The 26,077-nt window shown below is 60.9% G+C and carries 31 protein-coding genes, 3 tRNA genes and 1 pseudogene; 8 read left to right on the top strand and 27 right to left on the bottom strand.

Translation table 11 applies throughout. The annotated features are described in order from the left end of the window. The 6 genes and pseudogenes from OO25_RS07425 to OO25_RS07400 form a co-directional block, all read right to left on the bottom strand. A pseudogene (locus OO25_RS07425) lies at positions 1–253 on the bottom strand (hypothetical protein); the annotation flags it as partial. 23 nt (positions 254–276) lie between these two features. Then, positions 277–1,701: an amidase gene (locus OO25_RS07420; RefSeq protein ID WP_040179322.1), complete on the bottom strand. Its 1,425-nt coding sequence runs from the start codon at positions 1,699–1,701 to the stop codon at positions 277–279. A gap of 143 nt (positions 1,702–1,844) precedes the next feature. Next, a complete protein-coding gene (gene prfB / locus OO25_RS07415) occupies positions 1,845–2,969 on the bottom strand; it encodes a peptide chain release factor 2 (protein ID WP_040179317.1) in 1,125 nt (374 codons plus the stop codon). A 178-nt stretch (positions 2,970–3,147) separates the two neighbouring features. Continuing rightward, on the bottom strand, positions 3,148–5,649 hold the full coding sequence (locus tag OO25_RS07410; RefSeq protein ID WP_040170602.1) for a penicillin-binding protein 1A: 2,502 nt from the start codon (positions 5,647–5,649) through the stop codon (positions 3,148–3,150). A gap of 224 nt (positions 5,650–5,873) precedes the next feature. After that, a complete protein-coding gene (locus OO25_RS07405) occupies positions 5,874–7,193 on the bottom strand; it encodes an N-acetylmuramoyl-L-alanine amidase (RefSeq protein ID WP_040179315.1) in 1,320 nt (439 codons plus the stop codon). 178 nt (positions 7,194–7,371) lie between these two features. After that, positions 7,372–8,520 (bottom strand): pyridoxal phosphate-dependent aminotransferase, encoded by a 1,149-nt coding sequence (locus OO25_RS07400; protein WP_040179313.1) that lies wholly within the window; start codon positions 8,518–8,520, stop codon positions 7,372–7,374. Between OO25_RS07400 and OO25_RS07395 the strand changes: the two genes are divergently transcribed. Continuing rightward, positions 8,519–9,907, top strand: a complete 1,389-nt coding sequence (locus OO25_RS07395) for a M48 family metalloprotease (protein WP_040179311.1) — start codon at positions 8,519–8,521, stop codon at positions 9,905–9,907. The two genes, OO25_RS07400 and OO25_RS07395, sit on opposite strands and share 2 nt — an antisense overlap. Next, positions 9,904–10,677, top strand: coding sequence for a DsbA family protein (locus OO25_RS07390; protein ID WP_040170595.1), 774 nt, complete (start codon positions 9,904–9,906; stop codon positions 10,675–10,677). The genes OO25_RS07395 and OO25_RS07390 overlap by 4 nt, the downstream gene beginning before the upstream one ends. Positions 10,678–10,883: 206 nt before the next feature. Here OO25_RS07390 and ispG read toward each other — a convergent pair whose 3' ends face one another. From ispG to hemA, 3 genes are all read right to left on the bottom strand, one after another. Beyond that, positions 10,884–12,005: a flavodoxin-dependent (E)-4-hydroxy-3-methylbut-2-enyl-diphosphate synthase gene (gene ispG, locus OO25_RS07385; RefSeq protein ID WP_040179331.1), complete on the bottom strand. Its 1,122-nt coding sequence runs from the start codon at positions 12,003–12,005 to the stop codon at positions 10,884–10,886. 180 nt (positions 12,006–12,185) lie between these two features. Further along, complete coding sequence (locus OO25_RS07380) at positions 12,186–13,409, bottom strand: helix-turn-helix domain-containing protein (RefSeq protein WP_040179310.1); 1,224 nt, start codon at positions 13,407–13,409, stop codon at positions 12,186–12,188. 131 nt (positions 13,410–13,540) lie between these two features. Further along, positions 13,541–14,776 carry a 5-aminolevulinate synthase gene (hemA, locus tag OO25_RS07375; RefSeq protein ID WP_175304805.1) on the bottom strand — a complete coding sequence of 412 codons (1,236 nt, stop codon included), beginning with the start codon at positions 14,774–14,776 and terminating at the stop codon, positions 13,541–13,543. A gap of 301 nt (positions 14,777–15,077) precedes the next feature. Between hemA and OO25_RS07370 the strand changes: the two genes are divergently transcribed. Beyond that, on the top strand, positions 15,078–16,469 hold the full coding sequence (locus tag OO25_RS07370; protein WP_040179308.1) for a M20/M25/M40 family metallo-hydrolase: 1,392 nt from the start codon (positions 15,078–15,080) through the stop codon (positions 16,467–16,469). A 132-nt stretch (positions 16,470–16,601) separates the two neighbouring features. On the opposite strand, the gene OO25_RS07365 is transcribed toward OO25_RS07370, so the two are convergent. The 8 genes from OO25_RS07365 to OO25_RS07330 form a co-directional block, all read right to left on the bottom strand. Beyond that, a tRNA-Asp gene (locus OO25_RS07365) sits at positions 16,602–16,678 on the bottom strand. Between the two features lie 88 nt (positions 16,679–16,766). After that, positions 16,767–16,843 (bottom strand) — tRNA-Asp (locus OO25_RS07360). A 50-nt stretch (positions 16,844–16,893) separates the two neighbouring features. Further along, positions 16,894–16,970: transfer RNA gene (locus OO25_RS07355), tRNA-Asp, on the bottom strand. A 287-nt stretch (positions 16,971–17,257) separates the two neighbouring features. Next, positions 17,258–17,629 carry a hypothetical protein gene (locus OO25_RS07350; protein WP_040170590.1) on the bottom strand — a complete coding sequence of 124 codons (372 nt, stop codon included), beginning with the start codon at positions 17,627–17,629 and terminating at the stop codon, positions 17,258–17,260. 432 nt (positions 17,630–18,061) lie between these two features. After that, positions 18,062–18,310, bottom strand: coding sequence for a hypothetical protein (locus OO25_RS07345; protein ID WP_040179305.1), 249 nt, complete (start codon positions 18,308–18,310; stop codon positions 18,062–18,064). A gap of 26 nt (positions 18,311–18,336) precedes the next feature. Beyond that, entirely contained in the window at positions 18,337–18,528 is a 192-nt protein-coding gene (locus tag OO25_RS07340) for a hypothetical protein (protein ID WP_206778541.1), read from the bottom strand. A gap of 13 nt (positions 18,529–18,541) precedes the next feature. After that, a complete protein-coding gene (locus OO25_RS07335; protein ID WP_242407001.1) occupies positions 18,542–19,204 on the bottom strand; it encodes a recombinase family protein in 663 nt (220 codons plus the stop codon). Between the two features lie 59 nt (positions 19,205–19,263). After that, positions 19,264–19,449 carry a hypothetical protein gene (locus tag OO25_RS07330; protein WP_139044755.1) on the bottom strand — a complete coding sequence of 62 codons (186 nt, stop codon included), beginning with the start codon at positions 19,447–19,449 and terminating at the stop codon, positions 19,264–19,266. 121 nt (positions 19,450–19,570) lie between these two features. Here OO25_RS07330 and OO25_RS07325 point away from each other — a divergent pair, with 121 nt between their 5' ends. Genes OO25_RS07325 through OO25_RS07305 form a run of 5 tightly spaced genes read left to right on the top strand, consistent with a single transcriptional unit; the run spans position 19,571 to position 21,498 of the window. Then, a complete protein-coding gene (locus OO25_RS07325) occupies positions 19,571–19,879 on the top strand; it encodes a hypothetical protein (protein ID WP_040179300.1) in 309 nt (102 codons plus the stop codon). Positions 19,880–19,895: 16 nt separating this feature from the next. Then, a complete protein-coding gene (locus OO25_RS07320; RefSeq protein ID WP_040179298.1) occupies positions 19,896–20,147 on the top strand; it encodes a hypothetical protein in 252 nt (83 codons plus the stop codon). A 24-nt stretch (positions 20,148–20,171) separates the two neighbouring features. Then, a complete protein-coding gene (locus OO25_RS07315) occupies positions 20,172–20,453 on the top strand; it encodes a hypothetical protein (RefSeq protein WP_139044754.1) in 282 nt (93 codons plus the stop codon). A gap of 14 nt (positions 20,454–20,467) precedes the next feature. Then, a complete protein-coding gene (locus tag OO25_RS07310) occupies positions 20,468–20,725 on the top strand; it encodes a hypothetical protein (RefSeq protein ID WP_040179295.1) in 258 nt (85 codons plus the stop codon). Positions 20,726–20,742: 17 nt separating this feature from the next. After that, on the top strand, positions 20,743–21,498 hold the full coding sequence (locus OO25_RS07305) for a hypothetical protein (protein WP_040179294.1): 756 nt from the start codon (positions 20,743–20,745) through the stop codon (positions 21,496–21,498). A gap of 431 nt (positions 21,499–21,929) precedes the next feature. On the opposite strand, the gene OO25_RS07300 is transcribed toward OO25_RS07305, so the two are convergent. The 10 genes from OO25_RS07300 to OO25_RS22930 form a co-directional block, all read right to left on the bottom strand. Further along, positions 21,930–22,169 (bottom strand): hypothetical protein, encoded by a 240-nt coding sequence (locus OO25_RS07300; protein ID WP_040179291.1) that lies wholly within the window; start codon positions 22,167–22,169, stop codon positions 21,930–21,932. Then, complete coding sequence (locus OO25_RS07295; protein WP_040179289.1) at positions 22,166–22,378, bottom strand: hypothetical protein; 213 nt, start codon at positions 22,376–22,378, stop codon at positions 22,166–22,168. Before OO25_RS07295 ends, OO25_RS07300 begins: the two co-directional genes overlap by 4 nt. A gap of 1 nt (position 22,379) precedes the next feature. Next, entirely contained in the window at positions 22,380–23,057 is a 678-nt protein-coding gene (locus OO25_RS07290; protein ID WP_040179287.1) for a TIGR02594 family protein, read from the bottom strand. Beyond that, positions 23,054–23,485, bottom strand: coding sequence for a hypothetical protein (locus OO25_RS07285; RefSeq protein WP_040179286.1), 432 nt, complete (start codon positions 23,483–23,485; stop codon positions 23,054–23,056). The genes OO25_RS07290 and OO25_RS07285 overlap by 4 nt, the downstream gene beginning before the upstream one ends. Further along, entirely contained in the window at positions 23,482–23,778 is a 297-nt protein-coding gene (locus tag OO25_RS07280) for a hypothetical protein (RefSeq protein ID WP_040179284.1), read from the bottom strand. Before OO25_RS07280 ends, OO25_RS07285 begins: the two co-directional genes overlap by 4 nt. Before the next feature lie 9 nt (positions 23,779–23,787). Then, positions 23,788–24,132 carry a DUF1353 domain-containing protein gene (locus OO25_RS07275; RefSeq protein ID WP_040179281.1) on the bottom strand — a complete coding sequence of 115 codons (345 nt, stop codon included), beginning with the start codon at positions 24,130–24,132 and terminating at the stop codon, positions 23,788–23,790. Further along, a complete protein-coding gene (locus tag OO25_RS22135; protein ID WP_052465607.1) occupies positions 24,113–24,583 on the bottom strand; it encodes a hypothetical protein in 471 nt (156 codons plus the stop codon). The genes OO25_RS07275 and OO25_RS22135 overlap by 20 nt, the downstream gene beginning before the upstream one ends. A gap of 9 nt (positions 24,584–24,592) precedes the next feature. After that, positions 24,593–25,426, bottom strand: coding sequence for a hypothetical protein (locus tag OO25_RS07265; RefSeq protein ID WP_040179279.1), 834 nt, complete (start codon positions 25,424–25,426; stop codon positions 24,593–24,595). Further along, a complete protein-coding gene (locus OO25_RS07260) occupies positions 25,426–25,761 on the bottom strand; it encodes a hypothetical protein (RefSeq protein ID WP_040179277.1) in 336 nt (111 codons plus the stop codon). Before OO25_RS07260 ends, OO25_RS07265 begins: the two co-directional genes overlap by 1 nt. A gap of 11 nt (positions 25,762–25,772) precedes the next feature. Then, the coding region (locus OO25_RS22930) for a hypothetical protein (RefSeq protein WP_040179275.1) at positions 25,773–26,077 on the bottom strand (305 nt) is incomplete at its 5' end.

Below are 26,077 nucleotides of genomic sequence, written 5' to 3'. Positions count from 1 at the left end.
CCTCATAGAGGCCCACCGCCGCAAAAGGGCCGATTAACGGAAACCCGATCGCCGCCAGCACCAACCAGAAGGTGGTGCCGGTTGCCACGGTGATCCAGGCCATGCCCCATCCCGCCAGCACATAAACGCTGGCAAAAAACAGCCCGTAGCCCGGTTTGGCGCGAAAATCACCCCAGCCGTGCTGCAACGCCTGTCCCAGCGTCGACAATGTCATCGGCTGCAAATCGGGCACACCAAAGGCTTTTTCTTCCATCCCAAATCTCCTGATGCCGCTGTTCAGTGGACGGCAGTTGCCGATGGCACCTGCGGTGGGCGACGCTCGGGCCAATGGGTTGCGCAGTGATACTGCTGTCCCAACGCCAGCAAATCCCGGTCCCGCCCATGGGCTGCGAAGATCTGCAGCCCCATCGGCAGACCGGTCGGCCCGATCCCAGCAGGGGCTGCCAGACAGGGCACCCCGACAAGGCTGACCGGTGTCACCACCTCCATCCAGCGATGGTAGCTGTCCAGTGCGATCCCTCCGATCTCCTGCGGGTATTCGAGCGCAATATCGAACGGCCAGCATTGCGCAGTCGGCAGCACCAGCGCATCATACTGCGAGAACAGCTGTGCGACGACCCGCTGCCAGTCCGAACGCAGATCCGACGCTGCTTGGATCTCCTGTCCAGTCAGGGCCAGACCACGCTCAAGCTCCCATTGGGCACTGTCTTTCAGTTGCTGCATCTGCCCGGCAAAAACCCGAAGACCCGCAGCCACTGCGAATGAGCGCAGCGTGGTCCAGCTTTGCCAGATCTGTCCCGCAGCGAATGGCGGCGCCAAAGTCTCAACCTGATGACCCAGCGTACTCAGAACCTTCAGCGCCGTCTCGCAGGTCTCCAGAACGCCCGGTTCCATCGGATAGGCCCCGCCCCAATCCGCCAGCCAGCCAATCCGCATCGGCCGCACCTCTGGTAAGGGCGAGACACGGTGCCCTGCCCCGGCTGTGGCCGCGAGCGGCTGGCGCGGATCCGGCCCTGACATCACATCCAGCAGCAGCGCCAGATCCTCAGGGTTGCGCGCCATCGGACCGTTGGTCGACAGCGGATGCAGAAACAGATCGCCGCGCGGCTCCCCCGGCACCCGCCCCCAACTGGGCCGGAAGCCGTAGACATTGCACCACCCCGCCGGATTGCGCAGGGAGCCCATCATGTCGGAGCCATCGGCCAGCGCCACCATCCCGGTCGCCAGCGCCGCCGCCGCGCCACCCGATGACCCGCCGCAGCTGCGGCTACGGTCATAGGGGTTCGCCGTGGCCCCGTAGACCGGGTTGTACGTATGCGAGCCAAGACCGAATTCTGGAGTATTGGTCTTGCCGATGATCAAAGCACCTGCTGCCCGCAGCCGCGCCACCATCAGGTCATCCTGTTGCGGCACGAAATCGGCCAGCAAAGGCGAGCCTTGGGTGGAGCGCACGCCCGCGACATTGGCCAGATCCTTGATCGCCATGGGCAGCCCATGCAGCGGCCCCCGCGTCGTCGATCTGTCCGCCGCCGCAGCCTCTGCCAGCAGCTCCTCGCGGTCCCGCAGCGCGACAATGGCGTTGACGCCAGGATTTATCGCATCGATGCGTGCCAGCGTCTCCGTCATCAGCGCAACAGCGGTGCGCCGACCGGCAGAGAGGTCCTGCAGGATCTCGCGGGCGCTGGGTGTGGTCTCACTCATCGAAAGGCGCTCCTGGATGGCCGTTGGCCGCAGCCTAGCTGGGCCAAAACACAAAGAAAACCCGCTTGCCGGGGCAAACGGGTTTCTGTGAATTCAAAAGGTCAGTCTGACGCGCGCAAATCCGCGTCAGCGCGGTGATGCGATCAGTCGCCCTGGGCTTCCGAGCGGCTCTTGCCCGCCACATTCAGCGCCAGTGTGGCCGCCATGAAGCCATCGAGATCGCCATCCAGCACACCCTTGGTATCCGAGGTCTCGTGACTGGTGCGCAGGTCTTTCACCATCTGATAGGGCTGCAGCACATAAGACCGGATCTGGTTGCCCCAACCGGCATCGCCCTTTGCCTCATGGGCGGCGTTGATATCCGCGTTCCGGCGGTCCAGTTCCAGTTGATACAGTCGCGATTTCAGCGCCTTCATCGCGATGTCACGGTTCTGGTGCTGCGACTTCTCGGAAGAGGTCACCACAATTCCGGTGGGTTCATGGGTGATCCGCACGGCCGAGTCCGTGGTGTTGACGTGCTGGCCGCCCGCGCCCGACGAACGATAGGTATCGATCCGGATATCCGAGGGGTTCACCTCGATTTCGATATTGTCATCCACCACCGGGTAGACCCAGACAGAGCTGAACGAGGTATGGCGCTTCGCCGCCGAGTCATAAGGTGAAATCCGGACCAGACGATGTACACCACTTTCGGACTTCAGCCAGCCATAGGCGTTGTGGCCGGAAATTTTGTAAGCTGCGGATTTGATGCCCGCCTCTTCACCCGCGCTTTCGGACTGCAGTTCGACCTTGTAGCCTTTCTTTTCGGCCCAGCGGACATACATTCGTGCCAGCATTGAGGCCCAGTCGCAGCTCTCCGTACCGCCTGCCCCTGCGTTGATTTCCAGGAAGGTGTCGTTGCTGTCAGCCTCACCATCCAGAAGCGCTTCCAGCTCCTTCTCGGCGGCTTTTTCTTTCAGCGCTTTGAGGGCTGCCTCGGCGTCGGAAATGACCTCCGCATCCTCTTCCATCTCTCCCAGTTCGATCAGCTCCATATTGTCGCTGAGATCCTGTTTGATGGATTTATAAGTGTCGATCGCGTCCACCAGCATCTGCCGGTCGCGCATCAGGGCCTGCGCCGCGTCGGCGTCATCCCACAGGTTGGGATCCTCAACGCGGGCGTTGAACTCTTCCAGGCGGAACTCGGCGGTTTCCCAATCCAGACGCTGCGCCAAAAGCTCCAGCGACTTTTCGATATCGGCCACGATGTTCTGAGTTTCGGCGCGCATGGCAATCCCTTGAAATCACGTATCAGGCCTGCGTGATAAACCACCCGCGCCCTGCGGGCAAGCCGGGGCAGCAGGCAGCGGCGCGATTGGCGCAGCCCGTCACCGCACAGCACAAAACGGGCGGGGTCATGATATCCACGCCCCGCCCCTCAGATAGGATCGCCCAACTCTGGCAGCGTCAGTAAAGCCCGCCGGAACTGATGGTGCCAAAGGTGGCCTTTGGTCCCAGAACAGCGGTGCCGCCATCCGACGTTGTCACGCGACGCGCCGACTGCGCGGCTTCCTCAAACAGTGGCAGGTTTGATCCCATCGCAAAGCCACCATCAAACGCCAGACCAAAGATCGGCTCGGCGCCATCGCGGAAATACTCTGCCACCACATTGCCACCCGAGGCCGCATCGGCAAGGCGCGCGCCGGTATAGCGGTCGATCTTGATGAAATGACCGCCCTCGGGAACGGCGAATTTACCACCACCATATTTGGCAGTCGCCTTCTGCATGAACTGCTGGAACACCGGGCCACACATGGTGCCGCCATAGGCGCCGCGTCCCATCGGGCGCGGCTGGTCAAAGCCCATGTAGCAACCGGCCACGATGTTGGAGGTAAAGCCCACAAACCACACATCGCGCGAGTCGTTGGTGGTCCCGGTTTTGCCTGCAGTGGGCACTGGCAGATTGATCACGCTGGAGGCGGTGCCGCGATCCACCACGCCACGCATCATCGACGTGAGCTGATACGCCGTGATCGGATCCATGACCTGTTCGCGGTTGTCCACGATCCGGGGTGCCTGTCCCGCCGCCAGCGCAGGCGAGGCACAATCAACGCAGTCGCGGTCATCATGGCGATAGATGGTTTCCCCCCGGCGGTCCTGAATCCGGTCCACCAGCGTCGGCTGCACCCGTTCACCGCCATTGGCAAACATCGCATAGGCCGCCACCATCTTATAAAGCGTGGTTTCCTCCGCCCCGAGTGAGTTGGCCAGGAAGGCCCCCATGTTGTCATAGACACCAAAGCGTTCGGCATAGCCCGCAACCACTTCCATGCCGACTTCCTGCGCCAGACGAATGGTCATCAGGTTTCGGCTCATCTCGATCCCGGTGCGCAGCGGCGTCGGGCCATAGAATTTATTGGTGGAGTTCTTCGGACGCCACAGCCCCTGCGGGGTGTTGATCTCAATCGGTGCGTCCACAACGATGGTTGCCGGGCTATAGCCGCTGTCCAGCGCTGCCGCATAGACAAAGGGTTTGAAGCTGGAGCCGGGCTGACGCTGCGCCTGTGTGGCGCGGTTGAACACCGAATGCTGATAGGAGAAGCCACCCTGCATGGCCAGAACCCGGCCGGTGTTCACATCCATCGCTACAAAGCCGCCCTGAACCTCAGGCACCTGACGCAGGGACCAGTGTTGCAGCGCGCCGTCTGTCTCCACCGCGCGGACCAGCACCACGTCACCAACGGAGATGTTGTCCTTGAAACTGCCCTTCATCCATTTGATGTCCGAGCGCGGGACCGATCCGATCTCGGCCACATCTTCAATCCCCACGCGCAGGCTCTGGTCGCCGACCTCCAGCGCCACTGCGGGGCGCCATTTGCCCCCCAGATCAATGTCACGCGGCACAGAGGCGTCGCGCAACGCCGCACGCCAGCTCTCCTCCGAGGCCAGCGCCTCTGCATCAAGGGTCACGCCGGTGCCGCGCCAGTTCCCGCGCGACCGGTCGTATTTCTGAAGACCGGCACGCAGCGCTGCGGCGGCTTCTGTCTGCATTTCCTCGTCGATGGTGGCGCGCACGGTAAATCCGCCGGTGAAGAATTCACCTTCGCCAAAATCCTCGGACAGCTGGCGACGAATCTCATCAGTGAAATAGTCCCGCGGCGGCAGAGCGGTGCGGAAACTGTCAAAATCGCCATTCTGGACCGAGCGCAGCGGCTGATCGACCTCAACCTTGTAAACCGCATCGGAGATATAGCCGTTTTCGCGCATCTCCCGCAGCACGTAGTTGCGCCGCGCCAGCAGGCGCTCGCGTTGCGACACCGGGTGATATTTCGACGGCGCCTTCGGCATGGAGGCCAGCGTCGCAGCCTCATGCGGGGCCAATTCGCTCAGTGTTTTGTTGAAATAAGTCTGCGCCGCCGCAGTCACACCATAGGAATTCTGGCCCAGGAAAATCTCATTGAGGTACAGCTCCAGAATATCTTCCTTGCTCAGCGTATCCTCAAGGCGCGAGGCCAGAATCAATTCCTTGACCTTACGCTCTGCCTTGCGGTCGCCGGAGAGAAGGAAGTTCTTCATCACCTGCTGGGTGATGGTGGAGGCGCCGCGCACATTTTCACCGCGCGACCGCACCGCCTCAACCGCCGCGGCGGCGATGCCGCGCATGTCATAGCCCTTGTGGCTGTAGAAGTTCTTGTCCTCAGCCGAAATGAAGGCCTGCTTCACCAGATCGGGAATTTCTTCCGACGGGGTGAACAGGCGGCGCTCCTGGGCAAATTCGTCGATCAGTTGCCCCTCACCGGAGTAGATCCGGCTGATGGTAGGCGGCTGATACTGCGCCAGGGATTCGTGGCTGGGCAGATCCCGGCCGTAGATCCAGAACACCGCACCAATGGTCAGGGCAATCATTGCGATGCCCAGCGTGATGGTGCTGAAGATGGAACCGAAGAACGATAGAATAAATCTGACCACTGTAGAGCCTTTCTCGCGCAGTGCCGCCTATATAGGTGCAGCGGCGCGTGGGGTCAAAACGGGAAACGGCATATTGATGCCGCCGACCCGGAGAAAACAGGGGGAAAGCGCGACAGGCTGTCCCCGGATACCAAACCTCACATCCGCCTCATTGGTTCCGCTCTCACGCAACCGACCGATATCAACAGACGGTGTAACCAGTGAAAATGACCAACCAGTGGAGGTTATTGACGCACCAGCGGTCGGATCTCCTCATCCGCAATACGCCAAGACAACAGCCCGTTCAGAATGCCCCGCGCTGTGCGCTCGCGCCAGTCCGGGTCCATCAGATTGGCAAGATCACGGGGGCTGGACAGAAAACCAACTTCAACCAGAGCCGATGGGATATCGGCTGATTTTAGCACAGAAAACCCCGCTTCGCGCAGCGGTCGGCGATTCATTGCCCCGCCTTGGCTCTTCAGCCCCGTCACCAACGCCCGCGCCAGCGCCTGACTGCGGGGATGGGTCTCTACCCGTGCCAGATCCAGCAGCACATCAGTCACCCGATCATCAGCCTTGCTCAGATCGGTGCCCGCCAGCAGATCGCCCCGTTCCTGCCGCTCGACCAGCGTCGCCGAGGCCGCATCGGAGGCATCGTCAGAAAGCGTATAAACCGTGGTGCCGTGGGCGCGCCCCTCTGACAGGCTGTCAGCATGCAGGGACAGAAACAGATCCGCCTTGGCCTGATGTGCCAGCGCAATCCGCCGCTCAAGCGAGACAAAATAGTCATCATCCCGCGTCAGCTGGACATTGAACTGCCCTGAGCGGACCAGCATCTCCCCCAGCTCAATGGCGAATTGCAGCATCAGATCCTTTTCTTGCACCAGCCCCCCCTGAAGGAAGGCCTCCGCCCCCGGATCAATACCGCCATGCCCCGGATCGATCACGATCAACAGGGGGGCCAGCGAATCCTTGGCTTCGCGCGCGATCATCGGGGTGGGCGCAGGCAGATCCCAACGGGCATCGTGCGGCGCGCCGGTCGTGGCGGCAAATTCCTCGGCCGTGGTCTCGCGCAAGGCCACCGACAGTTGGGCCGCCGCCGTCACCGGATCAATATCCATCGCCGCGGTCTCAATCTGCATCGGCCGCGCCAGTGCCAGCACCAGCCGCGACCACCCCGGCACATAGGTTCCGAATTGCGCCGCTGTGATGCCATCTTCGGTGACGAGTGCCTGCTCGCCCAGACCGCTCCAGTCGACCTCCTGAAAATCCAGCACCACACGCGGCGGCGCATCCAGCGTGAACAACCGATACGGCACGCCCTGGCTAAGCCCCAGGGTAATATCCGTCCCGGAGCGGCGGTCCTCCGCCCGGGTCTCCTGCGGCTCAATCCGCGCAAGGCCGCTGAACCCCTGTGCCGCCGGTGAGATCACCTCTGGCGCCAATGTAGTGGTCGCCCCAGACGTCTCCTGCGCCGCCAGCGGTGCCAGCGGTGCCGCTATGAAGAGCGACAGCAGCGCTGCGAGGGCCATTGTTTTTCTGCTCATGGCTATTGTTCTGCCCATTATGCTGTTCTGCCCGGATCCTGTTCTGCACGCCCCCCCTTACGCCCGGTCCTGAGCATGGGAAGAGGATGCGCCGCCTAGGCTGCGCAGATATTTTGCCCGCAGACTAGGCCATTGCGGGACCGAATGGCCAGCCTCATCCTGTCGCCCCGCCTGCCAGATGTTCGGTGTCGGAGGGTCAGCCCCGACGTGCCGCCATATAGGCGGTGAGCCGCGCCAGCCCTTCCTCGATATCGGCGGTGGAGCGCGCATAGGAGAACCGCAATGTGGTCGCGCCGCGCTTGGGATCAAAATCCAGCCCCGGTGTCACCGCCACCCCTGCCTCATCCAGAATTTCCCTGGCAAAGGCGCGGCTATCCTGAGTCAAGTCAGAGACATCCGCATAGACATAAAACGCGCCATCCGGCGGCGCGATACGACTGAATCCGGCCTTGGGAAGACCTTCCAGCATCAGCGCACGATTGCGGGTATAGACCGCCAGATTGCTCTCCAGTTCCTCGCCGCAGTCCATCGCCGCCAGGGCCGCCACCTGACTGGCATGCGGTGCGCAGATGAACATGTTCTGGGCGATGCGTTCCACCACCCGCACATGATCCTCCGGCACCACCATCCAGCCCACGCGCCATCCGGTCATGGAGAAATACTTGGAAAACGAATTGATCACATAACAATCATCCGTCACCTCAAGTGCGGTGACTGCCTTCGCCTCATATTCGATGCCATGGTAGATCTCATCCGAGATGAAGGCCGCGCCCTGCCCCTTTGCCGCCTCAACCAAAGCCGCCATTGCAGGTTTGTCCAGCATGGTACCGGTGGGATTGGCCGGTGAGGCCACCATCAACCCGGCCAGATCCAGGCCGGTCAAATCCTGCGGCACCGGTTGCAGGCGGTGATCCAACGAGGTCTCAATATCCACCGGCGTCAGCCCCAACGCATGCAGGATCTGCCGGTAGGACGGATAGCCCGGCGCGCCGATACCCACCCTGTCACCACTGTCAAACAGCGCCGTAAAGCTGAGCAGGAACGCCCCGGAGGAACCGGGGGTAATCACCACCCGCTCCGGGTTCAGATCAACATTATACCACTCGCCATACAACTGCGCGATCCGCTTGCGCAGCGCGGGAAGTCCCAGTGCCACAGTATAGCCCAGGCTGTCGTGATCCAGGGCCTTGGCCAGCGCATCACGCGCGGCGACAGGCGCACCCGTGGAGGGCTGGCCCACCTCCATATGGATGATATGGCGACCTGCCTCTTCGGCGCGGCGGGCGGCCTCCATCACATCCATCACAATGAAAGGATCGACGTTGGACCGGCTTGAGTTTCGCATGTTGATCTCCCATGGTGCGGCCATGACCTTTGACCGCTTCTCCCGCCTCGCGTCAATCCCGGCTCTGGCTCTTGCCATGCTCTGTGTTGTTGCGAGCGCGTTGGCGTCTTCGGCGCAGGCCGCCTCAATCTCGCTGCTGCGGGATCCCGATATCGAGCGTGGCCTGAATGAGCTGGCCGCCCCGGTGCTGCGCGCCGCAGGTCTGAATGCCAAACGGGTGCGGGTGCTGGTGGTCAACGATGGATCCTTCAACGCCTTCGTCATCGATTCCCAAACGATTTTCATACATTACGGGCTGATCCTAAAGGTAGATCGCCCCGAAATGCTACAGGCCGTGATCGCCCATGAGGCCGCCCATATCACCAATGGCCACCTGTCACGGCGGATGCAGAACATGCGCTCTGCCCGCTCTGCCGCAGGCCTTGGCGCCGCCCTTGCCGTGCTTGCGGCCGCCGCGGGCGCCGGTGAGGCCGCTGCCGGTATTGCGCTTGGCACGCAGTCCTCCGCCCTGCGCGGGTTTCTCGCCCATACCCGCGCGGAGGAAGCCTCCGCCGACCGCACTGCTGCCGGTATTCTGCAACGAGCCGGGGTCAGCCCGCGCGGGCTGGTTGATGTGCATAAGATCTTTGCCGGGCAAGAGCTGCTGAGCCCGGTCAATCAGGATCCTTACATGCGCTCGCATCCGCTGAGCCGAGACCGGATCCGCGCTGCCGAAGCTTATCTTGCCAGCCACGGCGACAGCGCCAAACCCGATGCCAATGCAATCTATTGGTTTGCCCGGGTGCGCGGCAAGCTGTCGGCCTTTACCCGCTCCCCCAAATGGACCCTGCGCAGGATCGCGGATGAGCCTTACAAAGACGTCCGCCTGATGCGGGAAGCCGTCGCCCAGCATCGGCGCAACAACCTACAAAAGGCGCTGCGCGCCATCGACGGTGCCCTCGCCCTGCGCCCTACCGATCCTTACTACCAGGAACTTAAGGGCCAGATCCTGATGGAAAACCGCCGCTGGCAACCGGCCCTCGCCGCCTATGGCCGGGCCGTCCAGCAGGCCGGGCGTGACCCGCTGATCCTCGCCAGCCTTGGGCGGGCGCAATTGGCTGCTGGCCAGCCAAAGGCGGCCATCAAATCACTGGAAGCTGCTCGCGCGCGGGATTTCCGCAATGCCGCCATGCTGCGTGATATGGCGCAGGGCTACGCGAAACTTGGCCAGTCCGGTATGGCCGCACTGGCCACCGCCGAACGCTATGCGCTACAGGGACGGCTGAAGGACGCCGGGCTGCACGCCAAACGCGCCACTGCCCAACTGCCCACCGGATCCACTGCCTGGCGACGCGCCCAAGACGTGCTGATCGCCGCTGAACAAAACGAAAAAAGGAAATCGAGATGACCCGTTTGACCCGCCTCCCCGCCGTTTCTGCCGCAGCACTGGCCCTTGGGCTGATCGCCGCCCCGGCTGTTCAGGCGCTCGATCTGAGCAGCATGAGCCCTGATGAACGCGCCGCATTTGGCGAAGAGGTCCGTGCATATCTGCTGGAAAACCCGGAGGTGATCCTGGAGGCCGTCAACAAGCTGGAGCAACAGCAGGCCGCTAATGAGGCCGCCCGCGATGATGCGCTGGTCGCCGAACATCTGACGGCCCTGCATGACGACGGCTATTCCTGGGTCGGTGGCAATCCCGATGGCGATATCACCTTGGTGGAATTCATGGACTACCGCTGTGGCTACTGCCGACGCGCCGCCCCCGAAGTTGAACAACTGGTGTCGGGCGACGGCAATATCCGCTTGATCATCAAGGAATTTCCGATCCTGGGCGAAGCCTCTGTGCTGACCTCCCGCTTTGCCATCGCTACGCGGCTGGTTGCCGGGGATGACGCCTATAAGGAGGTCCATGACGCGCTGATCACCCTCAGCGGCGAACCAAATGAGGGCACCCTGCGCCGTCTGGCCGAAGGTCTGGATCTGGACGCGGATGCGATCCTCGCGCGGATGTCAGATCCCGAGATCGCGCGCCAGCTGCAAGACACCCGCGCGCTGGCGCAGCAACTGGCAATTTCCGGCACGCCAACCTTTGTGCTGGGGGAGGAGCTGCTGCGCGGCTATCTGCCTGCCGACCAGATGGAGATTATGGTCGCCGATATTCGCGACAAGCGCAGCTAACCAAAGGCAGGCTGAAGGTCAGCCCCAGACACATATACAGACACAGACCCAACTGGGGGCCAGCCCCCAGACACAGGACAAACTGGGGGCCAGCCCCCAGACCCCCGGAGTATTTCGGGAAAGATGACAGGCGAAACAGACAACAGAAAAAGGGCGCTGATCTTACCTCAGCGCCCTTTATTGGTTGGAAATGGGTTCAGCCGGATCTATTCCGCAGCGGCGGCCTCGTCATCAAGCTGAGCGGCCTTTTTCTCCACCTCTTCCACGATGTGATCCACCATCTGGTCATTGGACATCTTATGGCTGGCCTTGCCCGCCAGATAGACCATGCCGGAACCCGCGCCGCCGCCGGTAAAGCCGACATCGGTCATCAGTGCCTCCCCCGGGCCATTGACCACGCAGCCGATGATTGAGAGGCTCATCGGGGTTTTCACATGCTCCAGACGTTTTTCAAGCCTTTCAACCGTCTTGATCACATCAAATCCCTGCCGTGCACAAGACGGGCAGGAGATGATATTGACGCCGCGGTGACGCAGGCCGAGGGATTTCAGGATCTCAAACCCCACCTTCACCTCCTCCACCGGATCCGCAGAGAGGCTCACCCGCAGGGTGTCGCCAATGCCCATCCACAGGAGTTGCCCGAGACCAATCGCCGATTTGATGGTGCCAGAGACAAAGCCGCCCGCCTCTGTGATGCCAAGGTGGATCGGCGCATCGGTGGCCTCAGCCAGCTGTTGATAGGCTGCCGCCGACATGAAGACGTCAGAGGCCTTCACCGAGATTTTGAATTCGTGGAAATCATGGTCCTGCAGGATGCGGATATGATCGAGGCCCGATTCCACCATCGCCTCCGGGCAGGGCTCGCCGTATTTGTCCAGAAGGTGCTTTTCCAGCGACCCCGCATTCACACCGATGCGAATGGAGCAATTGTGGTCCTTGGCGGCGCGGATGACCTCGGCCACGCGTTTCTCATCACCGATATTGCCGGGGTTGATGCGCAGGCAGGCCGCGCCCGCCTCCGCCGCCTCAATCCCGCGCCTGTAGTGGAAATGAATATCTGCGACGATGGGCACCGGGCTTTCGCGGACGATTTCCTTCAGCGCCTTGGAAGAGGCCTCATCCGGGACCGACACCCGGACGATATCGGCGCCGGCCTCGGCTGCGGCCTGAACCTGCGCCACCGTTGCCGCAACATCGGTGGTCGGTGTGTTGGTCATGGTCTGGACCGCAATCGGGGCATCGCCGCCAACAGGCACATTGCCCACATGGATCTGGCGGCTTTTGCGGCGTTCGATATGGCGCCAGGGGCGAATATGGTTGATCGACATGAGGTCCGGTCCGCGCTGTTCAGGGTTCCGGGCATAGATACGCGCAGTCTGGCGCAGCTTCAATGGTGGCTGGGCATTCCTGCAAGGATCGGGCCAGATGTCGCAAGCAGGCGGGCACTCCGAACGACACCGCAGCTGACATGGCCTGAACGCATCATCGCCGAGTGACACCCAGGCGGGTTACTCGCTGATGGCCTCGACCGGGTCGACGGGCAGGCTGCTGGCCTGCAACTCCGCCACCAGCGTGGCCAGCGCGCTGTTGCGATCTTCGCTGAGATCGGCGAGCGCGAAACGCTCGGTGAGCGCATCTGAGGAGAGCACCACATTCTTGGTCACCTGCCCACGATCGCCGACCGGTCCGTAATGGGCGCCGTTCACGGCAAAATAGATCGCGCCACTTTCGCCTGTGCGCAGCAGCGGGGCCTCTTCGGTGGCGGGGATTTCAAAATGCTGGCCCGGCTCCATGATGGTTTCGAAAATCACACTGCCATCCACGGCGGTGACCTGAACCCAGGAGGGGCGCACAGCAACCATCTGTAGGGCCGGCGCTGTTTCTTCAACAACCTGCGGCATCGCGGGCATAGGTGCCTCGGTGCTGAGGTTGGCATCCGCCAGCACAACCGATGGCAGCTCCGGCATGGCAAAGTTACCAAAGCCGCGCGGATCAAGGGTGGCAATCGGACCATCACGAGGCACCAGAACCGGCACATCCAGCGCCTGCGGACGATAGAGCCGGTCCAGCGCTTCCAAGGCGGGATCCTCGTTCGAGACCTCAGCGTCGCGGGCGGCCCCCGCAAGCGGATCCAGATCAGCCAGCACAATGGGGGTTTGCTCAACCGGTGCCATCTGCACCTGCTGCACCTCCTTCAGGACGGCCCAGCCGCCATAGCCAATGCCCCCAATCAGTGCGACCAGCACCGCAAGGGAGCCGACCGCGCGCAGCTCAATCTGGCTGAAAACACTGCTGGCCGTTGGCACAAACGGGGTATTGGGCGAGGTGAACGCGTCACTGCGCAGCCCCCCCATGCCGGTCGCAATCGGAGCACCGGCGGATTTGCGCACCGAGGCCTCCGCCGACATGCCATGCGCGACCTGAAACCCACTTTCCTGACAGAAGCTGTCGAATGTGGTGTCGGGATCCATATTGAGGTAGCGCGCATAGGACCGCACATAGCCCGCAATAAAACCCGGCGTGTCAAAGACAGTCGGATCGGAATTCTCAATTGCGGCGATGTAGGAGGCTTTGATCCGCAGCTCACGTTGGACATCCAGCAGCGACTTGCCCATTGTGGCCCGCTCACCGCGCATAATGTCACCCAATCGAAGCTCATAATCGTCAAAGCTACGCGGCCCTGTCGATTCGTCGTGCGTCTTCGATTTGCGCTGAGTAAGGCGCCCGATCATGCCTGCTGTCCCATTTTAGCCTGCCGTATTCGACATTCAGGACGTCACGGACCCGCCTTATGCGATTCGCCTGCGCCCTTTGATTATGATCATACTACCATAATCTTACCAATTTGACACAGAGCTATGAATCAGCCCGCCATTTCGGCACGATTCAGCGCACAATGAGACCAGAGCGCGTCCATCGCCTTGACCAGCGCGTCGATCTCTTTCGGGCCATGCACTGGCGACGGGGTAAAGCGCAGCCGTTCGGTACCCCGCGGCACCGTCGGGAAGTTGATCGGCTGGACGTAAATTCCGTGATCCGACAACAGCATATCGCTCAGTTTCTGGGTATGAACCGGATTGCCAACGATCACCGGCACAATATGGCTGCCATGGTCGATGATTGGCAGGCCGAGCCCCTTCAGCCGCATTTTCAGGATACGGGCCTGCAGCTGGTGCTGTTCGCGCAATTCGGGCGCGGTCTTGAGATAGGCAACCGAGGCTGCCGCCCCCGCTGCAACCGCCGGCGCCAGCGAGGTGGTGAAGATGAAACCGGGCGCGTAAGAGCGGATGGCATCACACATTTTTGCCGATGCGGCGATATAGCCGCCCATCACACCATAGGCCTTGGCCAGGGTGCCGTTCACAATGTCAATGCGGTCAATCAGACCGTCCCGCTCCGTGACACCGCCGCCGCGCGCGCCATACATGCCAACCGCATGGACCTCATCGATATAGGTGAGCGCGCCGAATTCCTCCGCCAGATCACAGATCTCAGCGATCGGACCAAAATCCCCATCCATGGAGTAGACCGATTCAAAGGCGATCAGTTTGGGCGCCGCAGGGTCCGCCGCTGCCAGCAACTCCCGCAGATGCGCCACATCATTGTGACGGAAAATACGCTTGGCGCCACCGTTGCGCCGCACCCCCTCAATCATGGAGGCGTGGTTCAGCGCGTCGGAGAAGATGATGAGGCCGGGAAACAGTTTCGGCAGCGTGCTGAGCGTCGCGTCATTCGCGATATAGGCAGAGGTGAACAGCAGCGCCGCTTCTTTCTGGTGCAGATCGGCCAGCTCGGCCTCCAGCTGTTTGTGATAGATCGTGGTGCCGGAGATATTCCGTGTCCCGCCGGATCCCGCGCCAGTGGCATCAATCGCGCCATGCATGGCCTCCAGCACAACCGGATGCTGCCCCATCCCCAGATAGTCATTGCCACACCACACGGTGATGTCCTGCGCGCTGCCATCCGGGCGGGTCCAGACGGCATGGGGGAACTGCCCGTTCTGCCGTTCAATGTCGATGAATGTCCGGTAGCGACCTTCCGTGTGGAGCTGATCAATCGCTTGGTCGAGTTTCGCGGTATAGTCCACCGGCATCTCCATGGCATAGTTGGCACCAACGGATCTGGTGCAAGCTGTGGTCAGGCTGATATATTCACGTTACCGAATAAATAACCCGAACCCTCCGTTTGATCAATCAAATACGCCGAAGAGGCCGAACCAGCCTTGATGCAGGTCAAATAGACCTTTGCGCCCCGGGCAGCAAGAATTGTAACGCCTGTTTGACGCTACAATCCGACGCATCCCCGCCCGCCCGGACCATTTTGCGCTGCTCTGGCCCCTGCCGACAGGCGCTGTTAGGGTTCGGCAAACAGCAATCAATAACAGCAGGAGCCTCCTGAATATGTCACTGAACGACGTCCTGGACCGCATTGACACCGATCTTGATGCCGCCACCCAACGGTTGATGGACTTGCTGCGCATCCAATCGATTTCGACCGATCCCGCTTACAAGGAAGACTGCGACAAAGCTGCCGACTGGCTGGTGACGGACCTGCGCTCAATTGGGATCGACGCGGAAAAGCGCGTCACCCCCGGTCATCCGATGGTGGTTGGTCACGTCGGGCCGCAGGACGACTCGCTGCCGCATGTGCTATTTTATGGCCACTACGACGTGCAGCCGGTGGATCCGCTGGACCTGTGGAACACCCCGCCGTTTGAGCCGCAGCTGGAAGAGACCGCGCGCGGCACCGTCATCCGCGGTCGTGGCGCGTCCGATGACAAGGGCCAGCTGATGACCTTTGTCGAGGCCTGCCGCGCCTGGCAGGCGGTGAACGGCTCCCTGCCCTGCCGCATCACCTTCTTCTTTGAAGGCGAGGAAGAAAGCGGCTCTCCCTCGCTTGTGCCCTTCATGGAACAGCACGCCGCAGAGCTGAAGGCGGATCTGGCGCTGATCTGCGACACCTCCATGGTGTCACGTGGCGTGCCCTCAATCTCCTCGCAGCTGCGCGGCATGCTGAAGGATGAATTCACCCTGATCGGCCCCCGGATCGATCTGCACTCCGGCCATTACGGTGGCCCCGGCCTCAACCCCTTGCGCGAACTCAGCCGCATTGTGGCATCCTTCTATGACGAAGACACCGGCAAGGTCGCGGTCGACGGCTTCTATGAAGGCGTACATGAGGTGCCAGAGGAGCAACTGCGCCAGTGGGAAGGCTGCGGGTTTGAAGAGCGGGATTATCTCTCGAATGCAGGCTACACACAGGCCCACGGTGAGAAAGACCGCACGGTTCTGGAACAACAATGGGCCCGTCCAACGCTGGAGGTGAACGGCCTCTGGGGCGGCTACAATGGTGCGGGCTCCAAGACCGTGATCCCGTCCGAGGCGCATTGCAAGATCACCTGCCGTCTGGTCGGGGACATGGACCCGGATGCGCTGCGCCTGAAAATCCGTAAACATGTCGAGGACCGACTGAAGCCTGACACTCAGGTCAAATGGGACAATGATCTGGAAGGCTCCCGCGCCTCGGTGATGAACATCTCCCGCCCCGAGTTCGAGGCGGCCCGGGGCGCGCTGTCGGATGAATGGAACCGGGAGGCCGTCTTCTGCGGCATGGGTGGATCGATCCCCATTGCTGGCTTCTTCAAATCCATTCTGGGCATGGACGCGATGTTGATCGGCTTTGCCAATGAAGACGACGCCATCCACTCCCCCAATGAGAAATACGATCTGGAGAGCTTCCACAAAGGCATCCGCTCTTGGGCTCGCGTACTGGATGCTCTGACCAAGAAATAACAAACCCAGTGGTGTGCGCCCCGGCGCGCACCACGCCCCGCCCGGCAGGCATCTGCTACCGCCAAGTACACAGCCACAAACGCAAAAACCCTTCCGAAGAAGGGTGCGTTCATCCAAAATTCTGGAAGAAAGTGGCGCGGTTGACGGGGCTCGAACCCGCGACCCCCGGCGTGACAGGCCGGTACTCTAACCAACTGAGCTACAACCGCGCATGGGCCTTTCGGCAGATCAGACGCAGGCGCCTGACATATGTTCCCCTCCGGGGCGGACCCTGATCGTCAGGGCAACGTATGAAAGTGGCGCGGTTGACGGGGCTCGAACCCGCGACCCCCGGCGTGACAGGCCGGTACTCTAACCAACTGAGCTACAACCGCGCATTTACTTTCATCTGGACCCTTTAACCCGGATCCGGGGCGGACAGCAGTGGCGCGGTTGACGGGGCTCGAACCCGCGACCCCCGGCGTGACAGGCCGGTACTCTAACCAACTGAGCTACAACCGCTTGCTGTTCCATCCAACGTCGCCGCTGAATGTTGGGCTGTAATATTCGCAGCACCGAGGGATCGTCAAGCGGTGTTTTGGCATTTTCTCGGGTTTCCGTGAAAAAAAACACCTGCCCCTCCACTTTATCGCTTAAGGTATTGTTTTTTAGACATTCCCCTATGAAAATCTCGCCGATGCCTCCAACACGGCACAGGCAACGCGCGTTCTATGAGATCACATCAATACAGGCGCCACTGCCGCGCGCCACGGGCGTAGTCGACCCGCCCGTGGCGATCTTTGTGCGGATCAGTTGGAAATCACCATCACACCAGCCGTGCCCTTGCCCTGCTCCCGGATAAACTGCAGCTGGTTTCCCGAGATCCCGATTTTCTGACAATCGGTCCCCCGCTCCGGCTGCTTGCCAATTCGCACATTGCGGCACCACAAGCTGCCATTCCATTGCCAGGCGCCGACCAACTTACCTTGCTTGGTCTTTCCCTTGATCTTCCCATTGGGCAGAATCTGCATACTCCCCCAATCGGCGCTCAGCGTCTTACCACTGACCAGAGCGAGGAAATCCGCCTCGGTCTTCACATGCTTGAAGGACCCCGCCTCCCCCGCGACCGGCATGGCCAGCAGGACAGACACCACAAATGAAAGGATTGCCTTATACGTCATCACAGAAACTCCAAATCTTAAAATTGCTACAAATTCTCCCTACATAGCTGATAAAAACATCAAGGGAGCACCAGCAGCCTAGCGCGAGATCGCTTGACCGGCAAATCCAGCCGCCATGCGATGATCAATGGTCAAAAATATGATAGCTTACGGAAGTCAGCGATTGACCTCAGGCCACGCCCAGAACGCAGATAGTCAGGCGATGACAGAGCAATGTACGAGCATTTTCAAGGGGATAATGGTGGGTCGTGAGAGGCTCGAACTCCCGACATCTTCGGTGTAAACGAAGCGATATGCAGCCAAGCTACTGATATTTGGTCAAAGGCGCTGTTTTTAAACGGTGCCTTATCCCCGTTTTCGCAAGCTTTGCCGGTTCAGGCCAGTTCACGGAACCAAGGAGCGCTTCGTAGGAGTGAGGCGATTCGAACGCTCCTATTCGGAATCACTGTCGACCACGCGAAGGCGTGGGGGCTGGCGGTCGTCCATGTGCCATTGCCCTTTTGCAAGAGGGCGAACCCGAAATTCCGCCACGACCTCGCCAGTCGGGCCACCGGGCATAATCTTCGACCAGCCCATCTGCGGTTCAATCTCGCGCTCCATGATGCCGCGCGTCACCTCATATTCCAATTCACGCAAGAGGCGCTCAATGCGCTCGCGTCGAATGTTCGCCCCATCAGACATGCCTTGCTCCTTTCTTGGATTCCCTGTCAATCAAGCCAATGGCCGAAGAGGCGCCAAACCAGCAGGCCCAACCCGTAACCCGCAATGCCACCCAGGCCGCCGAAAAAAATAGCAAAATCAGCATCAGGGAAAAGCCAGCCGCCCAGCACAAGACCGAGAATTCCACCCCAAAGCCAAGCCAAAGAGGCGGCGAAAAAGAACGCTCTCAAGACAATCACAACCACCTTCTCCTTACTTGAATTCCTCACCGTCATCGACGGTTTCTATCTCGCCATCATCCCAACGCTTCTGGAAAGCGTAATAGGCTGCACGGCTCAGCTTGATTTCTGACAGCGGCTTGACCGCATCAAACACTTCCTGACCGCGCTTGCCGCTGCGCAGCATCATGTCTGCGACTTCAACCCTCGCGGGGGTCATGGCAATCGGACGACCCGGCTTCTCGCCTCTCGCTTTGGCTCTCGCCACCCCGGCCTTGGTGCGCTCAATGATCAGATTGCGCTCCAGTTCAGCGACCGCACCCATGATCTGCACCATTGCCTTGCCCATCGGCGTGGTCATATCCACACGCTCAGTCAGGCTGAAGAACTTCAAGCCGCGCTGCTCGAACAGGTTCAGAACACTGATGACGCCTTCCAATGTTCGGCCCAGCCGGTCGAGCTTCCAGACGACAAATTCTGTGCCGGGGTGCTGTGCGAACTTGAGCGCGCGGATAAAGTTTGGACGGCTCAGACTGCCGCCGCTGGCCCGATCCACGAAGATCAGCGCCTCGGGCACGCCATAATCCTTGAGCGCCTGGATCTGCATGTCGGGGTTTTGGTCCGCAGTCGAAACGCGGGCATACCCGATCTTGATGCCGGGCTGGTTTTCGGATTCTGCCATCGCTTTCTTACTCAAAATTCGGCCTCTTGCGCCCAATCTGGACAGAATTTCTGGACAAGGCAACCTATGCGGTATCAGCCTTCACTATTCTCCCCTTTGGCGCGGTGCATCCGCATGTCGCAACGGATCTTCAGCTTCTTCCGCGTAGCATCCCGACGCGCCTTCACCGGGTCCAAAGCCTTTTTCGCAGCGGCAAAATCTGCCTCTGCGGCTTCGAGCTCTTGCCGCTCTTCATCAGTTAGGAAGTCCTGCCACGCCATTCGCGTTTGTATGCCCATAAATCGCATACTAGCAAGCTCAATTATGTATGTCTAATCTTGACATACTGTATGCTCAAAAATAACATACATCGTGACAATACAGAAACCGCCGGAGGAACCAATGGCAGAGGAAATCAAAGCAGCAGCTCGCGTCATGCTTGGCGCCCTGGACGGGTTCATGTCGGGTGTAGACCTGACGGATGCGGAGAATGAGGCCCAGAAGGCAGCGAGTCTCGCGGGCTGCTTTGCCGCAGCGGCCTATGAGGCGGCACCGGGCGGCGGTGCTGACGTTCACGCCCTGACCCGTTCGTTTCTGCTCGCGCTGATCGACCCCGCAGACCCGGCCCTCGACTACCTCAGGGCGGATCCCGAGGCTGGCGCCGTGGCGCGCGCGGCGGCCGCCCAGCTCGACAAAATCACCAAGTCCTAAAACCGCCGGAGGCACTATGGCAGATGCATTTTTCGCTTGGGCGCAAGCCAACGAGGTTCCCTTCTTCGCCGTCCTTCTGGCGATTATCGGCACGCTGCTGGCCTGCATGTTTGCCCTGGCATTCATCATCGACCTGACAGCGCGCGCACTGCGGAAACTCAAGCCGATGATCTGCAGCCACGATTGGCGCGCAACGAAGTTCCAAGCGCTGGTGCCTGGCATCGGACAGGAATGCACCAAGTGCGGCAAACAGCGCCGCGTCTACTAATCCAGAAACCGCCCGGAGGCCGATATGCCCCTCAAGCAACCCATGAACACAGGCATCAAAGACGGAAAACTCGTCATCGACATGGCCGAGGCCGATGAACTCTGGAACGGCCTGTCAAAAGACCAGCAGTACGAAGCCATGTGCCTCATGTTTCAGCCACTGCTGGAGAGCGCCACATTGATGAAGCGCGCCCTTGAGGCCATTCGTGAGCTGAACATGATGCAGCCCGATGAGAACGGGCATCGCTGGGCCAACAGCGATTTGATCGAACAGGAAATCGTCGCCGCACTACCGGCGTCCAGCTAATTCCGGAGGCCGAAATGGAGTGGAGCAACACGCCACCCGATTACGACAGCTTCAAGGCTGGCCATGCCTATTATTGGTTTTTTGGCCTGCCATTCAATCGGGCTGTGATAGTCTGCGTCCATAAGGGCGCAGGCATCAACATCGGGCCAAGTGGCGAAGAGCCACCATGGCGCGAATTGAACGCGGATTTCCCAGAGTACGAACGACACCTTTGGAAGCCGCACTGGCCAACCGGCAAATGGGCCGGTCCAATCAGCGAACCTGAATCCTAAAATCCCCGGAGGCCGATATGGCAGAGAAGACAACATCGAAGGACGTGCTGACCGCAATTTTCGCGCGACATAAAGGGCCGGAATGGGTGCGCTTCGCGGAAGTGGCGGACGGCACCGGCGCCCATGCCAGGCGGCGCGCTGATGCGGTCTGCATGAACATCTGGCCCTCAAAGGGATACGCCATCCACGGCTTCGAGATTAAGGTTTCCCGCGCAGACTTTCTCAACGAGATGAAGGATATCACCAAGGCTAAAGCCGTTGCGAAATATTGCGACTATTGGTGGCTGGCGGTCCCGGTGGGGCTAGTGAAGGCAGAAGAAGTTCCTGCCACATGGGGCCTTATGGAACTCCACAAGAGTGGCCTCAAGATCAAAAAGCAGGCCCAGCAGGCAGGGAACCCAATGCCGCCTGATCGCAGCTTCATGGCCGCCATGTTGCGCAAAAGCAGGGACGCTGACGATGCATACATCCGGTCCCAGATCGACGCAGGAACCGAAAAGTTGCGAACAGACCTGAAGCGTGAGATGGAATATCGAACGACGCGCGCGGCCAAGCAGGCCGAGGATAACGCCAAGTGGATCGCCGAATTCGAGGCGAAGCTTGGCCGTAAGTTTTCAGGATACGAGCCGCCCGAGGCGATGGCCGAGCGCGTGAAAGTGGCAGAAAGCCTTACATTCGGCGCGGTGTCTAGGTTGATGCAAGCCTGCGCGATCACCGTAAAAGAAATTGGCGATCTCGGCCACGCGATGAGCGATGGCCGATCCGAGTCCTAAAACCGCCCCGAAAGGAAACCCGATGGAAGATGAATGGTACGACGACGCCTTAGCCGAAGGCTACCGGCCAGATGGAGGCGACGAGGACGAATGCCCGATCTGCGGCGATGATACCGGGGCTTCCTGCCCGTGTCTTCGCGACTAATCCAACAATCCCCCTCAAACGATCATAAAACGAAACGCGCCCGGCTTGCACTTTCGCACCCATAGGGGTAGTTGCAACCCAAATGGTCGGGGGTAGACGGTGCCGGGGCAAGAGTTCCAAGCCTTGGCGCCGTCTCCAAACGAAAAGCCCCGCTCACCGGCGGGGCTTACACGTCGCAGTCATGCGGGTATCCGTTTGCGTCACCCATGATAGCCAGTTGTCTGGCAGCACTTGCGGATCATCTGGCATCGTCGCTCGCGCTTCACCGTAGGAGCCGCAGCCCGCATCACCAGCTATCAGAGTTTCGCCGCAGCTGCTCAATGTTGTCAGCGCGATCATTACCGCGCAGATCGTCCACTGCTTCACGACCGGCCTCCTTTCGCTTTGCGCTGTCCTTCAGCGTTTCGATATACGTTTCCTTGCGCCCTTCGGCCTTCTGTGACCGACCATAGGCCCAGATGGCCGCGAGGAATGCCCCAGCGGCCACCAGATAGCCCCAGACGCGGGACAGGAGCCGGGTGATCATTGGCGCTTCTCCGGGGCCGTGACGGAGGCCCAGAAGCCGATAGCGGCGATGATGACACCCACCAACGACGGCCAGCCTGCCGCGCTGATCAGAGCACGCAGGAGTGCGGCCGGATCTTCGGCAGCCATAATGACCGCCAGCACCGGCCCGATAGCTGTCAGCAGGTGGCGGAGGGCGCCCTGCACTTTGGGATTTCGCAGCTTGTTCATGTCATGCCTCATTTGTGGAAATTGGAGTGCCGCCGGGGGTCAGGAAAATGCGGCGACCTGTAACCGGGGTGCCAATCGGCCACCGCGACGACAGCAGCCGGGACTTGGCGATCCGGGTGACGGTGACAGCGTTTGCCTGATTGCCGCCGAGGACGTGGAAATGCGTGTCGTCTTCGCCGTGATAGAACCCTACGTGACCGGCCCAGTGGCTTCGGCTGATCCGCCAGAACACCAGAGTGGCCCCGAAGACGGGATCGCATTCATGGCCCCAGTGCTGCCAGTTGCGGGCGCCGAGTGGGTTCCCAGGCAGATCAATGTCCTGATCCGCCGCCCGGTGGCAGGTCGCAACGAATGCGCCGCACCAAGGGATTTCGCGCGGGTCGATCCACGACACAGAGGCATCAAACCAGCGCCGCAGGGCTGCAGTGTCGCGCTGCTCATGCAGGCCGCGCATCTTTGCCGCTTCGGCCATCCACGGCAGGTTTGATCGCTCTTTGACCGCAGGCATCAGCGCCGCGCGGGTCAGCGGCCCAATATAGGGTCGCGCGCGCAGGCCAATGGACCGCTTGAACGCAACAACCGCGGCGTCTGTGCGAGGGCCGCGCAGTCCATCGATCGGGCCCGGATCAAAACCCAGCTGGGAAAGCCGCTCCTGCAGCCAGAGTGTTTCCGCGTTCATGGTGTCACCTCAAATGTGTTGCTGGTGCGCCTTACCTCGCGCGCCCTGCCCTGCGTTGGATGGATGCGCCAGAGGGTGTTCACACGATACTCCCCCGGCGGCAGGTGAAGCGGATCCGCCCACGTCCACCAGCAGAGATCGAGCTTGTCCGGCAGCTGATTTTCCGGCCGATAGTCATTGGCGCCCTGAAAGGTGCGATAGGTGGCCCAGCCGTAAGAGGCGCGCCCCATGATGGTGACGGTCCACGCAGCCTTGAATGGCCTGTTGATCTCCCGATCAAACTGCATTTCCGGACAGTCACCGGCTGAAGCATCGGCAACCCGCACCTCTCCGGCCTCGAACCACCAGCTGGCGGGTAGCGCGCTGGTCATGAGGCTTAGCGCAAGCACCGCGCCCCAAGCCCCAGCGATAAACTTGCCCCAGGTCATTTCTTGTTCCCCCGCAATAGTCGGACGGCATCCTCAATGCCGAGGGAGAGCACCTGCCGGGCGATATGTTCACCGGTCAGCGCGATCAGCGCACAAACGGCGTAGGTGTAGACCTCGCCATCCAGCTCCAACCAGTCCATCAGCGGCTCGGTGAACACCAGAGCGCAGCAGATCGCTGACGCGGTGGTGGTAATGGCCCCGAACAGGGTGATCTGGGGCGAGGCGCGCAGCTTGAGCAGGATTGCCGCCGCCATTGCCAGCCAGAATTCCATCGAAAACAGCAGGTCTCTCATGTGCTTTGCTCATCTCCATTTGTGGATGGTGACGGCCAGCACCATTGCCAGCCTGCGGACGCGCGAGACGCCATCGGCGCGCAGCGCTTCGGAAAAGGGTGCCGCCGCGCTGACCCGCCCCCAGCCAAGCCGGTGGAGGGCGAAATCATGCAGCGCAGCAGCTTTCAGATAGCGGGGATCGTGCCGGTCAAAGATCCACCCGACCCAACGGGGGATTGAAACGTCAAAGGCAAAGCCCGGTGGCACGTAAAGAAAGAGACCGGAGCCCTTGGCCCCGATCTCCCATGCGATTTCAGATGTGGTTAGGTATCCGTCCCCGTGGCGGATGCACCAGTCAGACGGTCGGCCAGGCATCCAGAACGGCCTGCGCGCCGTTGGGAAGGAAGCCGAGAGCGGCAAGAGCGGCAAGCCCCGGTGCAACCTCCGGATCGTCGCGCTGCACCTGCTCTGCCATGTCCAGCATGATCCACATTGCAGCAAGCTCAGGAGCTGCGCGCGCTGCCACAAGCATGTCGGGGGTCATGCCGCCAAGAAACATGCACAGCCGCATGAACCCGATCTTGGTCAGCGGCTGATAGACCGGATCCGGAACTGGAATATCTTCAATGCCCCAGGCGGCGCCGTCCCACGTCAGGCGCTGGGTGGCCGGATCATGATCAGGTTGCGGCGGTGCTACAACGTAGCCCGCATCGGCGATTTCCTCAGCGGTGAAGCTGGCGGGATCGGTACGGCTGCGCCCGTCGCTCAAACGAATGCGGAAAGGGAGCGGCGCTGGAAAGCTGCCGCCTTTGGTGTAATTGGTCATTGCGTCACCTCAGAAATCGAATTGATAGAGCCGTTCAACGCCATCGCTGACCCAGATTGAGGTCTTACTGGCAGGGTTCATCGCGAATGTTCTGCCATTCACGATTTCGCGGACACCCGGAAGCCGATAACCAGTCGCAGCCGCAGTGCGCAGGTCATAGGGCGTGGCAATCACGTACTCATAGAGAGCGTATGCTGTGCCAATCAGAACAAGGGCGCGAGCGCCTTCATCAAAGAACTGAATGTCGTATGGCTGCCCATCAACGAGCGGGTCCGTACTGGTCAGCAAGGTTCCCGCAGCCGTCGCTGTAGTCATGTCCCATTGGGTGCCCAGACTGTACTGCCGGATTGTGCTGGAGCCTTGCGAGACTGCATAGGCCCAGTAGCCATCCCCGCTGACGCGCAGCGCCGTGTTTCCCGAAATCGCGCCAGATCCATCATAGGATGCAGTCGACAGGTCAAAGGGGATCGCCAGACTCCACTGTTCCACATTCACGCCGCTGTCCATGGCGTAGAGCTTTGAACCATCCTGAGAAATCTCAACCCCAACCAGACTACCGATGCGGCCAGACATAGCGAGGCTATCATTTGGGTCGGATGCACTTGAGACATCCCAGCCGGTTGCGAGGGCGAACCGGTGAACAGTGTCGTCAGCAATGTCAGAAACAAAGGCGTTCAGCCCATCGCGCGAAACGGTCAAACCCGTCAGCGCTGAAATCTTGCTGCTAACGTTGAAGGTCGCACCAGGTGACACCCCAAACTGGAACGGCCCAACCGGAGTTTTTCCACCCCCACCGGCCCGCAACATGCGATCCCCGCGCATGGTGCCAATCATGCCGCCCATCAGAGATCATACTCCAGGGCGCTGAAGCTCAGCACCGCGTCACCGGCGGTAGAGGCTTCGGCTTGCACCTGATCGCCCGCACTTAGGATCAGGGTGCCACCCATCGGGTAGATCGGTCCGGTATCATTCGGCTTAATCGTCTCACCCTGACAAAGCTGCGTGACCGAATCGCCATCCGACGCGTCCAGCCACTGGACCGTCACGTCCACCTCATTGTCGGGATCAATCGGGGTGATCTGTAGGTGCGAGACCATCGCATAGCGACCGGCAGGCACGGTGTAGACCGTCGCCATCGCATCAAGCGCGAGGCGTTTGGACACGGGAGTTTGCGACATTCGGGTTCTCCTTAGAAATTCGCGGCGAAGACCAGCGCGAGGCGGGCCATTTCGTCCTTGGCCTGCGCGACCGGGTTCAGGTTGTGCCAGTTGGCGGGATCTGCGGCGGGATCGAGGACCGAGGTGAAATCGGCCTTGGCGCGGTAGGTCAGCCCATCCGTGGGCGACCAGACCGCATCGCCGTCGCTGTAGTCGCCAGCGGCCCAGCGATCCGCGTTCACGCCGCTTTCAAACGCGGCGCTGGTCTCTGCCACGGCTGCGGCTTGCGTGGCCACCTGCTCTGCCGCTGCGTTGACCTCCTGCGCCTGCTGATTGC

Origin of the sequence: Phaeobacter sp. S60 (assembly GCF_000826845.1) — a bacterium.
Lineage (GTDB): Bacteria > Pseudomonadota > Alphaproteobacteria > Rhodobacterales > Rhodobacteraceae > Phaeobacter > Phaeobacter piscinae.
The sequence above is the reverse complement of the archived record's forward strand: the minus strand, read 5'-3'. Positions and strand labels throughout refer to the sequence as shown.

Excerpts from the sequence above, each read along its gene's own strand:
- OO25_RS07420 (WP_040179322.1), bottom strand. The coding sequence starts at position 1,701 with ATGAGTGAGACCACACCCAGCGCCCGCGAGATCCTGCAGGACCTCTCT.
- prfB (WP_040179317.1), bottom strand. The coding sequence starts at position 2,969 with ATGCGCGCCGAAACTCAGAACATCGTGGCCGATATCGAAAAGTCGCTG.
- OO25_RS07405 (WP_040179315.1), bottom strand. The coding sequence starts at position 7,193 with ATGGGCAGAACAATAGCCATGAGCAGAAAAACAATGGCCCTCGCAGCG.
- OO25_RS07395 (WP_040179311.1), top strand. The coding sequence starts at position 8,519 with ATGTTGATCTCCCATGGTGCGGCCATGACCTTTGACCGCTTCTCCCGC.
- OO25_RS07400 (WP_040179313.1), bottom strand. The coding sequence starts at position 8,520 with ATGCGAAACTCAAGCCGGTCCAACGTCGATCCTTTCATTGTGATGGAT.
- OO25_RS07390 (WP_040170595.1), top strand. The coding sequence starts at position 9,904 with ATGACCCGTTTGACCCGCCTCCCCGCCGTTTCTGCCGCAGCACTGGCC.
- ispG (WP_040179331.1), bottom strand. The coding sequence starts at position 12,005 with ATGTCGATCAACCATATTCGCCCCTGGCGCCATATCGAACGCCGCAAA.
- OO25_RS07380 (WP_040179310.1), bottom strand. The coding sequence starts at position 13,409 with ATGATCGGGCGCCTTACTCAGCGCAAATCGAAGACGCACGACGAATCG.
- hemA (WP_175304805.1), bottom strand. The coding sequence starts at position 14,776 with ATGGAGATGCCGGTGGACTATACCGCGAAACTCGACCAAGCGATTGAT.
- OO25_RS07370 (WP_040179308.1), top strand. The coding sequence starts at position 15,078 with ATGTCACTGAACGACGTCCTGGACCGCATTGACACCGATCTTGATGCC.
- OO25_RS07350 (WP_040170590.1), bottom strand. The coding sequence starts at position 17,629 with ATGACGTATAAGGCAATCCTTTCATTTGTGGTGTCTGTCCTGCTGGCC.
- OO25_RS07345 (WP_040179305.1), bottom strand. The coding sequence starts at position 18,310 with ATGTCTGATGGGGCGAACATTCGACGCGAGCGCATTGAGCGCCTCTTG.
- OO25_RS07330 (WP_139044755.1), bottom strand. The coding sequence starts at position 19,449 with ATGGCGTGGCAGGACTTCCTAACTGATGAAGAGCGGCAAGAGCTCGAA.
- OO25_RS07325 (WP_040179300.1), top strand. The coding sequence starts at position 19,571 with ATGGCAGAGGAAATCAAAGCAGCAGCTCGCGTCATGCTTGGCGCCCTG.
- OO25_RS07320 (WP_040179298.1), top strand. The coding sequence starts at position 19,896 with ATGGCAGATGCATTTTTCGCTTGGGCGCAAGCCAACGAGGTTCCCTTC.
- OO25_RS07315 (WP_139044754.1), top strand. The coding sequence starts at position 20,172 with ATGCCCCTCAAGCAACCCATGAACACAGGCATCAAAGACGGAAAACTC.
- OO25_RS07310 (WP_040179295.1), top strand. The coding sequence starts at position 20,468 with ATGGAGTGGAGCAACACGCCACCCGATTACGACAGCTTCAAGGCTGGC.
- OO25_RS07305 (WP_040179294.1), top strand. The coding sequence starts at position 20,743 with ATGGCAGAGAAGACAACATCGAAGGACGTGCTGACCGCAATTTTCGCG.
- OO25_RS07300 (WP_040179291.1), bottom strand. The coding sequence starts at position 22,169 with ATGATCACCCGGCTCCTGTCCCGCGTCTGGGGCTATCTGGTGGCCGCT.
- OO25_RS07295 (WP_040179289.1), bottom strand. The coding sequence starts at position 22,378 with ATGAACAAGCTGCGAAATCCCAAAGTGCAGGGCGCCCTCCGCCACCTG.
- OO25_RS07290 (WP_040179287.1), bottom strand. The coding sequence starts at position 23,057 with ATGAACGCGGAAACACTCTGGCTGCAGGAGCGGCTTTCCCAGCTGGGT.
- OO25_RS07285 (WP_040179286.1), bottom strand. The coding sequence starts at position 23,485 with ATGACCTGGGGCAAGTTTATCGCTGGGGCTTGGGGCGCGGTGCTTGCG.
- OO25_RS07280 (WP_040179284.1), bottom strand. The coding sequence starts at position 23,778 with ATGAGAGACCTGCTGTTTTCGATGGAATTCTGGCTGGCAATGGCGGCG.
- OO25_RS07275 (WP_040179281.1), bottom strand. The coding sequence starts at position 24,132 with ATGCCTGGCCGACCGTCTGACTGGTGCATCCGCCACGGGGACGGATAC.
- OO25_RS22135 (WP_052465607.1), bottom strand. The coding sequence starts at position 24,583 with ATGACCAATTACACCAAAGGCGGCAGCTTTCCAGCGCCGCTCCCTTTC.
- OO25_RS07265 (WP_040179279.1), bottom strand. The coding sequence starts at position 25,426 with ATGGGCGGCATGATTGGCACCATGCGCGGGGATCGCATGTTGCGGGCC.
- OO25_RS07260 (WP_040179277.1), bottom strand. The coding sequence starts at position 25,761 with ATGTCGCAAACTCCCGTGTCCAAACGCCTCGCGCTTGATGCGATGGCG.